The sequence below is a fragment of the Nocardiopsis oceanisediminis genome, from assembly GCF_048595525.1.
GTDB classification, from domain to species: domain Bacteria; phylum Actinomycetota; class Actinomycetes; order Streptosporangiales; family Streptosporangiaceae; genus Nocardiopsis_A; species Nocardiopsis_A oceanisediminis.
In genome coordinates this window covers 3,648,875-3,661,428 of record NZ_JAFMZJ010000001.1, presented here as the reverse complement: position 1 = coordinate 3,661,428, position 12,554 = coordinate 3,648,875, and the positions used below count along the sequence as shown (strand labels likewise).

12 protein-coding genes are annotated in these 12,554 nt (G+C 76.8%); 4 read left to right on the top strand and 8 right to left on the bottom strand.

Going from position 1 to position 12,554, the window contains the following annotated elements; all coding sequences use genetic code 11:
* The first annotated feature begins 54 nt into the window (after positions 1-54).
* On the top strand, positions 55-837 hold the full coding sequence (locus J0910_RS16320; RefSeq protein WP_420159374.1) for a maleylpyruvate isomerase N-terminal domain-containing protein: 783 nt from the start codon (positions 55-57) through the stop codon (positions 835-837).
* Positions 838-1,061: 224 nt separating this feature from the next.
* Here J0910_RS16320 and J0910_RS16315 read toward each other — a convergent pair whose 3' ends face one another.
* The gene (locus J0910_RS16315) at positions 1,062-2,156 is read right to left on the bottom strand and encodes a serine hydrolase domain-containing protein (RefSeq protein ID WP_420159373.1); all 1,095 of its coding nucleotides are present in this window, start codon (positions 2,154-2,156) and stop codon (positions 1,062-1,064) included.
* A gap of 518 nt (positions 2,157-2,674) precedes the next feature.
* Positions 2,675-3,433 (bottom strand): SAM-dependent methyltransferase, encoded by a 759-nt coding sequence (locus tag J0910_RS16310; RefSeq protein ID WP_420159372.1) that lies wholly within the window; start codon positions 3,431-3,433, stop codon positions 2,675-2,677.
* 252 nt (positions 3,434-3,685) lie between these two features.
* On the opposite strand from J0910_RS16310, the gene J0910_RS16305 reads away from it, so the two are divergent.
* Entirely contained in the window at positions 3,686-4,231 is a 546-nt protein-coding gene (locus tag J0910_RS16305; RefSeq protein ID WP_420159371.1) for an HAD domain-containing protein, read from the top strand.
* Here J0910_RS16305 and J0910_RS16300 read toward each other — a convergent pair.
* The 5 genes from J0910_RS16300 to J0910_RS16280 form a co-directional block, all read right to left on the bottom strand.
* A complete protein-coding gene (locus J0910_RS16300; RefSeq protein ID WP_420162007.1) occupies positions 4,123-4,491 on the bottom strand; it encodes an NAD(P)H-binding protein in 369 nt (122 codons plus the stop codon). The two genes, J0910_RS16305 and J0910_RS16300, sit on opposite strands and share 109 nt — an antisense overlap.
* Before the next feature lie 93 nt (positions 4,492-4,584).
* On the bottom strand, positions 4,585-7,155 hold the full coding sequence (gene uvrA, locus J0910_RS16295; RefSeq protein ID WP_420159370.1) for an excinuclease ABC subunit UvrA: 2,571 nt from the start codon (positions 7,153-7,155) through the stop codon (positions 4,585-4,587).
* 151 nt (positions 7,156-7,306) lie between these two features.
* A complete protein-coding gene (locus tag J0910_RS16290) occupies positions 7,307-8,506 on the bottom strand; it encodes an FAD-dependent oxidoreductase (RefSeq protein WP_420159369.1) in 1,200 nt (399 codons plus the stop codon).
* A 47-nt stretch (positions 8,507-8,553) separates the two neighbouring features.
* A complete protein-coding gene (locus J0910_RS16285; protein ID WP_420159368.1) occupies positions 8,554-9,120 on the bottom strand; it encodes a TetR/AcrR family transcriptional regulator in 567 nt (188 codons plus the stop codon).
* 121 nt (positions 9,121-9,241) lie between these two features.
* A complete protein-coding gene (locus tag J0910_RS16280) occupies positions 9,242-10,633 on the bottom strand; it encodes an MFS transporter (RefSeq protein WP_420159367.1) in 1,392 nt (463 codons plus the stop codon).
* 196 nt (positions 10,634-10,829) lie between these two features.
* Here J0910_RS16280 and J0910_RS16275 point away from each other — a divergent pair, with 196 nt between their 5' ends.
* Together J0910_RS16275 and J0910_RS16270 are read left to right on the top strand one after the other, a co-directional pair.
* Positions 10,830-11,114 (top strand): putative quinol monooxygenase, encoded by a 285-nt coding sequence (locus tag J0910_RS16275; RefSeq protein WP_420159366.1) that lies wholly within the window; start codon positions 10,830-10,832, stop codon positions 11,112-11,114.
* Between the two features lie 28 nt (positions 11,115-11,142).
* On the top strand, positions 11,143-12,003 hold the full coding sequence (locus tag J0910_RS16270) for an MOSC domain-containing protein (protein WP_420159365.1): 861 nt from the start codon (positions 11,143-11,145) through the stop codon (positions 12,001-12,003).
* A gap of 34 nt (positions 12,004-12,037) precedes the next feature.
* On the opposite strand, the gene J0910_RS16265 is transcribed toward J0910_RS16270, so the two are convergent.
* The gene (locus J0910_RS16265; protein ID WP_420159364.1) at positions 12,038-12,469 is read right to left on the bottom strand and encodes a YybH family protein; all 432 of its coding nucleotides are present in this window, start codon (positions 12,467-12,469) and stop codon (positions 12,038-12,040) included.
* Between the last annotated feature and the right edge of the window lie 85 nt (positions 12,470-12,554).

Here is a 12,554-nt window from a genome sequence, read left to right as displayed (position 1 = left end):
CGCCGATCGGGCAGCCTGGCCCTCGGCCCGGCCCCTTGACGCGGAGGAGACCCGATGGACCGTGCGGAGTACGAGCGGTACTGCGCGGAGATCACCGCCCAGACCGACCTGCTGCGGGAGGCGGTGCGCGGCGCGGACATGCGGACCCCGGTGCCGACCTGCCCCGGCTGGAACCTCGGGCAGCTCCTGCGCCACCTGGGCCGGTCGCAGCGGTGGGCCGAGGAGGTCGTCCGGACCCGCGCCGCCGGCCCCGTCGCCGAGGACCGGCTGAACGACGTCTCCGGGTACGCCGACGAGGACGGCGCGTTCCTGGACGGCTGGCTCGCCGAGGGCGCCGCGGCGCTCTCCGCCGCGCTGCGCGGGGCCGGGCCGGACGCCCCGGTGTGGAACCCCTCGGACGACCTCTCGCTCCGGACGCGGTTCTGGGCCCGCCGGGAGGCCTGCGAGGCCGCCGTGCACCGCGCCGACGCCTGCCTGGCGGTCGGCGCCGAGTACCGGCTCGGCGCGCAGGCCGCCCGGGGCGTCCTCGATGAGTGGATGGAGAACGGCGCGCACCCCGAGGCCTACGCCGCGGAGCCGGGCCGGCCTGCGCTGCTGGGGGCCGGCCGGAGCGTCCTCCTGCGGGCCTCCGACGACGATGCGGCCTGGTTCGCCGACCTGTCCGGCGCGGCCCCGGCCTGGTCGCGCACCGCCCGGGAGGCGGCGGTGACCGCCCGCGGCCCGCTCACCGGCCTCGTCCTGTTCGTCTACCGCCGCCCCGCCCCGGGCGTCGAGGTCACCGGCGACGAGGGCCTTTTGGACCTCTGGCTCGCCCGCACCGGCTTCTGGCTGCAGTGAGCGTCCCGCCCGGCGGCCCGCCCCCGGCGCGTGCCGGCCCCTGCCGCCGACCCGGCGGGCGGCCGGGGTCCGCCCCGATGGCGGCGGCCCGGCGCCCAGGGGCGGCCCCGGGGCGAAGCCGCGGAGCCGGGTGGGGAGCGTGGGCGGTCACCGGTGCCGGGGCGCGCGCCCTCCCGGATGCGGCCCGCCCGGCGGGCCTCCGCCGGGTGGCCGCCCGCGCGGGGTCAGCCCTCCGTGGTGACGGTGAGGTCGTCGCCGAGGACCGCGGCGATCTCGGCCGCGCGGGAGTGGTCGTCCAGGCGGCGGGTCAGGTAGGCGGCGGCGTGGCCGTTCTTCATCGACCACCAGGCCGCGGAGCCGCCGATGCCGCCCTTGGCGATCTTCCCGCCGTCCCGGATGAAGCCCGCGGTCCAGGTCAGCTCGGTGCCGAAGACCTCGTCGTACCCGGTGGCCTGCGCCGAGATGTATTCGGCGTGCAGCTCGGGACCGAGCAGGTCGCGCACCGGGCCGTCCTCGGCGGTGAGGCGGGAGAAGAACTCCGCCAGGGTGCCGGCGGTCGCGTGCAGGCCGATCCCGCCGAAGACCGACCGGCGCCACTCCCGGGAGTTGGCGAGCTCCGGGTCGAGCGGGCCCGGCGGCGTGCGCAGCCAGGGCTCCGCGGGCAGCAGCCGGGGCCACTCCGGTACGGCGTGCTCCAGGTCGGCGACCCGGTGCAGCTCCTCCTCGGGCACCGCGAAGCGGGCGTCCAGCCCGAGCGCGGGCCGGACCCGGGTGTCGAACACCTCTCCCAGGGAGGCGCCGGTGCTCGCGCGCAGCACGCCGTCGATGAGGTGGCCGTAGGTGAGCGCGTGCTCCCCGATCGCGGTGCCCGGCGGGTACTCCGGGGCGGCCTCGGCGAGGGCGCGCCGCAGAGCGGCACCGTCCAGCGGGTCCAGGGCGGCGGCGGACTCCGGGAAGCGGGGCTGGCCGGCCCGGTGGGTGAGCAGGTGGCGCAGGGTGGTCCGGTCCTTGCCCCGCACCCCGTACTCGCGCCAGTGGCCGGCGATCGGGTCGTCCAGTCCCAGTGCCCCGTCGGCCACCGCGACCAGCGCCGCGAGCGCGGCGAAGGGCTTGGAGACCGAGTAGGTCCGCACCATGGTGCCGGCCTGCCAGGGGCGCACCCGGCCGGCGTCGGCCCATCCTCCGCTCAGCCGGACCACCTCGCGGCCGTCCTTCCAGACCGAGACCCCGGCGCCGGTCTCCCGGCCGTCGTCCACCAGGCGCTGGAAGACCCGGCGCACCTCTCCGTAGCCCTCTTCTGCGAACCCTTCGACCTGCATGCCCCGGCCCTTCTTCCGCTCCCGCCGGTGGAAGCCGCTCCACCCGCGCCGTCTCCCGCGCACCCCGTCCGGGTGGGCGGATGGCGAGCAGAATACCCCCAGGGGGTATAAAGGGCAATGGGTCCGCGGCGGGGCGGGCACTCGCGGAAAGGCGGCCCGGCGGGTTTCGGTCGACCTCTGGCGATCGGATTCCCGGAAAGCGGCCCCGGCGCCGGACGCGATGGAGAAGGATCGTCCCCATCGGCCTCACCGACCGCGCACGGGGAAGCGCGCCGGCGGGCAGTCCGGCCACCGGAACGGCCGCTCCGGCGCCGGGACCGCTCCCAGCCGCCGGAGCGCCTTCCCCGCCCGCCGGACGGGACCTCGGGCAGCCGGGTCCGCGGCGGCGGCGATCGGGCGGGCCGCCTGCCCCGGGGGCGCTCCCGCCCCGAGGGCAGGGGCGCCCCGGCGTCGGCCCGTCCCCTCCCCGGGCCGGCGCCGGGTTCCGCCGCCCCGGCCGGGAGAGGGGTTTCAGCCGGTCAGGTCCGGACCAGCGTGAGGTAGGCGAGGCCCAGCAGCCCGCGGAAGCCGCGCAGCCGGACCTCCCGGTGGGCATCGGCCCGAGCGCGGAGTTCCGCGGCGCCGGGGGAACCGGGGGCGGCCAGGATCGCCTCCTCGATCCGCAGCGAGTGGCCGTTCTCGAACTCGTCCCACTCGGCCCGGCTCGCCTCGGAGAGCGCGAGCAGGCGGAAGCCGTGCGACATCGCGAAGTCGACCAGGTCGGCCATGGAGCGGTACTGCCCGCGGGGGAGCCCCTCGGGCATCGCGGCCATCTCCGCACCGGTCGGCGGCCGCTGCCAGAACCCCTCGCCGAACAGCAGCCGGCCGCCCGGTTCCAGCAGGTCGGCCGCTGCGGACAGGGCGTTCCCGGTGTGCGCCTCGGGCTCCCCGCCCCACACGTGCGAGGCCCCGAGGTTGATCAGCACGTCGACCGGGCCGCCGGCCCAGGAGGCGGCGTCGCCCGCCACCAGTTCCACCCGGTCGGCCAGTCCGCGCGCTTCGGCGAGGGCGCGGCCGTGCGCGATGGCCCGCTCGTCGAGGTCGACGCCGGTGCCGGTGGCGGCCGGCTCGCTCTCCAGGGTGCGGAGCAGCAGCTCGGCCCAGCCGCAGCCGAGGTCGGCGACCCGCTTCCCGGCGAGCGGGCCGAGCGTGCGGATCAGCCGGGCGGCGTGCTCGGCGGAGAGCGGGTCGTTGAAGGTCAGGTGGTGATGGTGCGGGGGGAGTTCCGGTTCGGTCATCCGGGCATGCTCTTATGGCCGGATGACCGGCGCAACGGGATTTCGCCGCGGCTCCGCCACCGCTGCGCGGATACGGAGGGCCGGAAACCGCCGGCCCCGGTGTCCGCCCGGCGGCCCGGCCGAACCGGTTCACCGGTGGGACGAGGCCGGTTCCGGCCCCTCCGTGAACCGGGAAACGCCCCCCTGCGTCGAATCCGTCAGCGGGCCCCGGGGGAGGGAACCGGCGGCGGCCCGCCCCGAGTAGGAGGTCCCTTGACCGAGCGCCCGCTGCTGTTCATCGACGTGGACGGCCCCCTCAACCCGTTCCGCTCCGCCCCGGGGAGGCGGCCGGCCAGCTACACCGCGCACACGATGCTGCCCGATTCCTGGACCGCCATGCACGGCGGGCCGGACGGCTTCCAGGTGCGGCCGCTGACCGTTCTGCTCGACCCCCGCCACGGCCCGAAGCTGCAGGCCCTGCCGTTCGAGCCGGTCTGGGCCACCACCTGGGAGCACGAGGCCAACGAATGGATCGCCCCCCACCTGGGGCTGCCGCCGCTGCCGGTCGTGGAGTGGGAGCGGACCCACTTCACCGACCCGGCCGGCCTGCACTGGAAGACCCGGGCCCTGGCCGGCTACGCTGCGGGCCGCCCGTTCGCCTGGATCGACGACGAGATCACCCCGCGCGACACCGAATGGGCCCGGGAGCACTACCCGGAGCACTGCCTGCTCCTGCGCATCGCCCCCGAACTGGGGCTGCGCGACGGCGACTTCGCCGAGCTGCGGGAATGGGCCGAGGCCCACGCACCGGTGGCCTGACCTCTCGGCGGCCCCGCCCGGGGCGAGCCGGGCGGTCTCAGCGGAACGCGGCGGCGTTGCGCGCGGACCGACTCGGCCCGCCACAGAGCGTTGGAGGCGAAGCCGCCCGGCCGCAGGATGCTCCACTCCAGGCCGGACCTCCTCAGTACGTCCTCCAGCGCGCGCATCGCGATCCGCGTTCGGCCGAAGGGCCGGGTCACCACGCCCAGCGTGGAGAGCAGGACGACCCGGCGGACCCCGCCGGCCGCGGCTCGGTCGATGATGTCGGCGGGGCCGCGGCTCCGACGGCGTGCAGGTCGCCGGAGAGCAGCAGGAACAGCGCCTTCGCTCCGGTCAGCGCCGGCCCCGGCCGGTCAGAGGAAGGCGCCGGTGCGGGACTCCGGGCAGCGGGCGATGTCCTCCGGGGCGCCCTGGGCGATGATGCGCCCGCCCGCCGCCCCGCCGGCCGGGCCGAGGTCGATGACGTGGTCGGCGGCGCGGATGACGTCCGGGTCGTGCTCGATGACCAGCACCGTGTTGCCGGCGTCGACCAGCCGCTGCAGGACCGCGAGCAGCCGCGCGGTGTCCGCGGCGTGCAGCCCGGTGGTGGGCTCGTCCAGCAGGTAGAGGGTGCGGCCGGTGGAGCGGCGGCCCAGCTCCTTGGCGAGCTTGATCCGCTGCGCCTCGCCGCCGGACAGGGTGGTCGCGGGCTGGCCCAGCCGCAGGTAGCCCAGGCCGACGTCGGCCATCAGCCGCAGCCGGGAGGCGACCGCGGGCAGGTCGGCGAAGAGCAGCAGGGCGTCGTCGACGGTCATCTCCAGCACCTCGGCGATGTCCCGGCCGCCGTACTTCGCCGCCAGCACCTCGGGCTTGAAGCGCCGCCCCCGGCAGGCCGGGCAGCGCACCCCGATGGCCGGCAGGAAGTGCATCCGCACTTCGAGCACGCCCGCGCCGGTGCACCGCTCGCAGCGGCCGCCCGCGACGTTGAACGAGAAGCGGCCGGGCGCCAGGCCGCGCTCGCGGGCGCCGGGCGCGGCGGCGAACGCCTCCCGGATCGGGGTGAACGCGTCGGTGTAGGTGGCGGCGTTGGACCGCGGCATCCGGCCGATCGCCTGCTGGTCGATGGCGACGACCTTGTCCAGGTGCTCCCAGCCGTCGATGCCGTCGTGCGCACCGACCTCCTCCGACGCCCCGGCGAACCGGCGCCGCGCGGCCGGGGCGAGGATGTCCAGCAGCAGCGAGGACTTCCCGGACCCGGACGGCCCGGAGACCGCGACCAGCAGGCCTAGCGGGAACCGCGCGGTGACGCCGGCCAGGTTGTGCGCCCGGGCCCCGCGCACCACCAGTTCCGCGCCGCCGGGCCGGCGCCCGGAGCGCGCCGGCGGCCGCACGGCGCCGCTGAGGTGGCGGCCGGTGAGTGATCCGGGGGCCGCGGCCACCTCGTCGGGGGTGCCCTGGGCGACGATGCGCCCGCCGTCGCGGCCCGCCCCCGGGCCGATGTCGATGACGTGGTCGGCGGCGCGCAGCACCGCCGGGTCGTGCTCGATGACCAGCACCGTGTTGCCGAGGTCGCGCAGCCGGTACAGCACCCCGATGAGCCGCTCGGTGTCGGCGGGGTGCAGGCCCAGTGTCGGCTCGTCCAGCACGTAGAGCACCCCGGTGAGCCCGGAGCCGAGCAGCGCGGCCAGGCGCAGCCGCTGGGCCTCGCCCGCGGAGAGGCTGGGGGCGGCCTGGTCCAGGGTCAGGTAGCCCACCCCGACCGCGGTCAGCCGGTGCAGCCGCTCGGCGAGGTCGGCGACGACCGGCTCGGCGACCGCCCGCTCCTCGGCGCCCAGCCGGCCGGGGAGCGCGCCGATCCACTCGGCCAGCCCGCTCAGCGGGAGGCGCTGGGCCTCGATGATGGTGGTCCCGGCGACGGTGACCGCCCGGCTCTCCGGGCGCAGCCGCTCGCCGCCGCAGTCCGGGCAGCCCTCCTTGACCAGGAGCCGCTCGGTCTTCTCCCGGTAGGCGGTGTCCTCGATGCGCTCGGCGTAGCGGCGCAGCACGTTGGTGGCGACGCCCTCGAAGCGGCCGTCGGAGACCCGGGCGGGCGGCTCGGTTCCGGGGAACAGCCGGCGGAACTCGGGGGAGTCCACCCCGTGCAGGAGCAGGGCGCGCTCGGCCCCGCCGAGCCTGCCGATGGGCAGGTCCGGGTCGAAGCCGAAGCCGTAGTGCCGGGCGGCGGCGCGCAGGATGCCGATGTTGCGCTCGGTGAGCCCGGGGGGCCAGCCGGGCACGCCGCCGCCGGCCACCGAGCGCTCCTCGTCGACCAGGCGGGCGGTGTCGGCGCGGATGACGGTGCCCAGCCCGGTGCAGCCGGGGCAGGCCCCGGCGGGCTTGTTGAAGGAGAAGTCCCGCATGGCCGGGCCGGGCAGCAGGGTGCCGCAGTGCGGGCAGGGCACCGGCGGCTCGTCCTCGGCGGTGCCATCCGGCGCGCCGGCCTCCGGGTCCTCCGCGTCCGGCACCGCCTCGCCGACCTCGTGCGAGGGCGGGACGTCGCCGCCGCAGGCCGGGCAGGGCCGGTGCCCGGCGCGCGCCCACAGCAGCCTCAGGTAGGTGAAGACCTCGGTTGTGGTGCCCACGGTCGACCGGGGGCTGCGGTTGGTCAGGTGCTGGTCGACGCTGATGGAGGGGGAGAGGCCGGTGATCGCCTCCACCGCGGGCCTGCTCACGAACCCGGTGACCATGCCCAGCGACTCCAGGTACTGCCGCTGCCCCTCCTTGTGCAGGGTGTCGAAGACCAGGGAGGACTTGCCCGATCCGGACACCCCGGTCACCACGGTGAGCAGCCCCTTGGGGATGTCCGCGTCGATGCCGGCGAGGTTGTGCTCGCGGGCCCCGAGGACCCGGATCACCTCCGCCGGCGCCGCCCGGTCCGCACTTCCGCCGCCGGATGCCTCCGCCATGTTCTCCGCCCTTTCCTCCGGAACGCCTGCCCCTTCGACCGTACCGTTGAAGCAGCGGTTGAACCTTTGCGCGGAGAAGCGCAGGGGAGAGGGGCCTGAGACGGAAAAACCCTCAAAACCACGTTCGGATCACCGGGCCGGGCGGGGCGGGTCAGCGGGTCCGGGCCGACTCCTCCAGGGCGACGTCCTTGACGACCCGGCTGGGCTTGCCGGTCAGCGAACCGGCGATGAGGTTCCCGAGCCCCGGCACGAAGCCGGCCGCCCGCAGCGCCTGGCGGCGCAGCCACAGCCGCGTCCGGCCGTCGGGGAGGAACCAGCGGGTGCCGACCCGGGCGGCGCGCTGGCGCTCCTCGGCCACCGGCCGCCACCGCTCCTCGTAGCGGCGCAGCCCCTCCTCGACGGTGCCGGCGCGGGCCAGCTCCTCGGCGAGCACGAAGGGCCCGCCGACGCCGAGCGAGGCGCCCTGGCCGGCGAGGAGCGAGACCGCGTAGCAGGCGTCGCCGACCAGCACGGTGCGGCCCCTGCTCCACCGGTCCATCTCGATCTGGGCCACCTGGTCGTAGTAGACCTCCTCCGGCGGCGGGCACAGCTCCAGGGCGCGCGGGACCACCCAGCCGAGCCGCGCGTAGACGCGGCGGAGCTCGGCCCGCGGGTCCTCGGGCAGCGCGGGGTCGGAGGTGCGGTGCACGGTGAAGACCGCGACGCCGTCGCCGTCCAGGGCGTAGAGGCCCATCTGGGCGCCGATGGTGTCGGTGAGGTGGAAGCGGCCGGCGGCCAGCGCGTGCACCCGGGCGTCGGCGAAGACGTAGGCGGCGGTGTGGAAGCCGAGGTAGCGCAGGTACTCCTGCTCCTCGCCGAAGACGAGGCGGCGCACGGCCGAGTGGATCCCGTCCGCGCCGGCCAGCAGGTCCGCCTCCAGCTCGGTGCCGTCGGAGAGCTCCACCCGGACCCCGCCGGCCTCCTCGGCGATCCGCCGCGGCCCGGTACCGTAGCGGATCTCCACCCGCTCGGGGAGCGACTCGCGCAGTGCGCGCTCCAGCTCGGGGCGCATGATGGAGACCAGCCCGCCGCCGAGGGAGGCGGCGAAGGCGTCGAAGCCCACCGAGGCGCGGCGGCGCCCCCTCTCGTCGACGTAGACCGCCTCGCCGACCCGGTGCCCCAGCTCCTGGATCCGCGGCAGCACGCCCATCAGCTCGGCGGCGTCGTGGCCGGGGCCGAAGAAATCGATCATGTAGCCCTGCGGGCGCGGCCCGGGGGCGCGCTCCACCACGGTGACCTGCCAGCCGTGTGCGTCCAGGCGCTGGGCGAGCGCCAGTCCGGCGATGCCCGCCCCGATGATGACGGCCTTCATGGGGCCGCTCCTTTCCTCGTCGTCTCCGGTGGCCGGTTCCGGGGCGGTCACGGCGCCGCGCCCAGCATCCGCTTCAGCACGGGGGAGACCGCGGCGGAGGTGAGTCCGGGGTCCAGCGCGCGGTGCAGCATCATGCCGTCGACCGCGGCGGTGACCACCGCCGCGGTGGCCTCGGGGTCGGCCGCACCGCAGCCGCGCAGCCACTCGGCGACCGCGGCGCGGAAGCCCTCCAGTACCCCGGTGATGCCCTCGCGCAGCTCCGCGTCGCGCGCGGCGGCCAGGTAGGCCTCGGTGAACAGGAAGGTGGTGGGGTCGTCGCCGGGGAAGGCGTCCAGTGCGCCCACCAGGCGGTCGATCCCCTCCTCCAGGCCGACGCCGGGGCCGAGCCCGCCGGCGGCCGCGGCGGCGACCTCCCCGACGACCTGGACCGCGGCCTCGCCGAGCAGCGCCTGCACCGACGAGTAGTGGTAGTGCACCAGGCCCGGGGCGACCCCGGCCCGCTCGGCCACCATCCGGGTGCTCACCCCGGCCCAGCCGCGCTCTCCGATCAGCCCGGCCGCCGCCTCGACCAGCCGCGCCCGCACCTGCCTGCCCCGTTCCGCCGCCGTCGCCACCGCTCCTCCGGTTCCATCCGATCCTGGCCGACCGCCCTGGACGACCACCTTGGGCGTTCGCCCAAACATCAGCATGCCACATCCCGCCGCGCCGCGGAAAGGCCGGCGGGAAGGGGCAGGCTCACGCCCCCCGGGTGCGGACGGCCAGCACGGCGAGCAGGGCGCAGAGCGGCAGCAGCACCCCCAGGGCGGCGCCGTAGCCGGCCGCGCCCGCCGCCGACACCGCGTTGAACAGGGCCGACGCAAAGCCCAGCACGGTCACCTGGCCCAGGTTCTGGGTGATCTGCATCGAGCTGCTCGCGTACCCCTGGCGGCCAGGGCTGTGGAAGAGGGAGAGCACCGTGAGGGACGGCGCGAGCAGCCCCATGCCGACGGCCGCGACGACCATGGCCGCCCCGGCGACGAGGGAGGGGACCGCCGGGTGCGCACCGGCGGCGGCGGTCGCGACCGCCGCCGCCAGCACCACCGCGCCGGCGGCGACCAGGGTGTGCCGGGGGCGGCTCTCCAGCAGGCGGCCCTGCACCCAGGAGGCGGCCGCCCAGGCCACCGCGGCCCCGGTGAACGCCAGCCCGACCGCCACGGCGGACGCGTCCCGCTCGGCGACCAGCATCAGCGGGACATAGGCCTCCACCGTGAAGAACACCCCCGACCCCAGGCCGCACAGCAGCACCGTGGCCGGCAGCCCGCGCGCGGCCCGCCAGGTCCCCGGCGGCAGCAGCCGCGGCGCGAACACCGCGAGCAGCCCGAAGCCGCCCACCGCGAACAGCAGGTGGCGCAGGTCCCAGCCGGAGACGCCGTACTGCCCGAGCGCGGCCCCCAGGCTCAGCGCCGCCGCGGCCCGCAGGGCGGGGCGCCGCGGCGCCTCCTCCGCCCCCGCGGGCCCGCCCGTCCGGCCCGGGGACCAGGAGCGGCCGCGCAGGACCACCGCGACCGCCACCGCCGGGAGCGCGGTGAGGGCCGCCAGTCCGAAGAAGACCGCGCGCCAGGACCACCACTCGGCCACCAGCCCGGCCAGCGGCGGCCCGACCAGGGAAGGGACGATCCAGCAGGCGCTCATCAGCGCCAGGGCGCGCGGCCGCAGCCGCTCGGGGAAGACCTGCCCGATGGCGGTGTTGACCGAGACGGCGACCATCCCGCCGGCCAGCCCCTCCAGGAACCGCCCGGCGGCCAGCTGCCAGACCGAGGGGCTGGCGCCGGCGATCAGCAGGGTGAGCACCGAGGCGGCCATCCCGGCCGCCAGCGGGCGGTGCGCGCCGGAGCGGTCCGCCCAATGGCCGCCCAGCACCCCGCCGAGCAGGCTCGCGGCCACGAAGCAGCCGGCCACCAGCGGGTAGAGCGCGACCCCGCCCAGGTCCCGCGCGGCGGTCGGCAGGGTGGGCACCACGGCCAGCGCCGCCATCCCGGTCAGGAACATCACCGCGGTGAACACGGCGCTGGTGGAGGCGTACCGCCCGGAGAACAGCCCTTCGTCCGCCGCCGAACCGCCCGCCGCGTCCTTCACGTCATCACTCACGGAACCGATGACTAGCGGCCGCGCGCCCCTCCGGGCCACCGGTTTTTCGCACTGCACCACGCCGCGCCGGCGGAAGGGGGCGGCGACACGCGGCCGGTGCCGCGCCCGCCGCTCCCGGCGCGATGTACCCTCCACCGCACCGGCGGGGCCGCGGGAGGGCGCCCTTCGCCGGCCCATCGACGCGCGGAGGACGGACATGCTGATCATCGCCGGGAGCATCCGTGTCGCCCCGGAGGGCCGGGACGCCTACCTGCGGGGGTGCGCCGAGGTGGTGCGGCAGGCGCGGGCCGCCGAGGGGTGCCTGGACTTCGCCATCTCCGCGGACCTGCTGGACCCGGGGCGGATCGACGTCTACGAGCGGTGGGAGACCGCGGCCGCGCTGGACCGGTTCCGCGGGGCCGGGCCCCCCGACGACCAGTCGGCCGCGATCCTGGACGCCTCGGTCGCCCGCTACCTGGTCGCCGGGGTGGAGGCGCCCTGACCGCGCCCGGGGCGATACGCTCACCGCCATGGCCCGTATCGCGGAACTCGTCACCTACCCCGTCAAAGGATGCGCCGGCACCCCGCTGCGCAGCGCCGACCTGACCCGCGCGGGACTGGCGCACGACCGCACGTTCATGGTGGTCGACGAGGAGGGCGTGTTCCGCAGCCAGCGCAGGGACCCCCGGATGGCGCGGATCCGGCCGGAGGCGGCCGAGGGCGGCGCCCGCCTGGTCCTGAACGCCCCCGGGGTCGAGCCGCTGGACCTCAAGACCGACCCGGAGGGCCCGCGCACCGGGGTGCTGCTGCACAAGCGCCCCTTCACCGGCCTGGACCAGGGCGACGGGGCCGCCGAATGGCTCTCCGAGGTGCTCGGCGCCCGCTCCCGCCTGGTCCGGGTCCCGCCGGACCACGACCGCCGGGTGTCCGGGCTGACCCCGGGCACCAGCGGCTACGCGGACAGCACCGCGCTGATGGTGCTCTCGCTCTCCTCGCTGGACCTGCTCAACGAGCGGATCTGCGCGGCCGGCGGCGCGGCGCTGCCGATGAACCGGTTCCGCCCGAACATCGTCGTCTCCGGCTGGGCCGACCCGCACACCGAGGACCGGGTGCGCACCGCCCGGGCCGGCACCGCCGAGCTCGGCTACGCCAAGGTCTGCATCCGCTGCGCGGTCACCACCGTCGACCAGGAGACGGGCGAGAAGACCGGCCCGGAGCCGCTGCGCACCCTGGCCGGCTACCGCCGCGCCGACGGCGGCGGCGTCTCCTTCGGCGCCAAGTTCTCCGTGGTCCGCCCCGGCGCCCTGGCGGTCGGCGACCCCTTCGAGGCGACCGCCTGGGACGCCCCCGAGCAGGGCCTCGGCGAGCGGCTGGCCGCGGTGCTCGGCTGACCGCCCCGGACGCCGGGGCGGGCCCCGGCACAGGTCAGGCCGGGGGCGGGGAGCCGGCGCCGAAGGGGTTGTCCACCGCGTAGCGCCGGCGGCCGTCGGGGCCGCGGCGGACCACGTCGGTGGCGGTGCCGGAGAGGTCCATGGGGGCGCCGCCGGGGCCGGTGCCGCGGAGCGACCACTCGACCAGGAGCAGCGCGCTGTCGCCGCCCCGGTAGGCCTGGCGGACCTCGGCGCGCATGCGCAGGCCCAGCGAGACCAGGTGGACCAGGGCCGCGGTGCGCCGCTCCCCGGTCACCGGCGCGCCGGGGGCGGGGACCATGACCGCCTCGGGGTGGTGGAGCCGGTTCAGCCCGGCGGTGTCCCGGGCGTTGAAGAGTGCGACGGCGGCGCCGATGAGCGCGGCGGGGGCGTCGCCGAGCGGCGCGGGGTCGGTGGAGTCGTCATGTCGTTCGGTTCGAATCACCATGACCCCCATAGTTTATCGGCTAAACTTTCTTGGGCGCCAGAGGCGCCGCGCCCCGTTTTGACCTTCGAGCCGCTCGAAGGCCGAC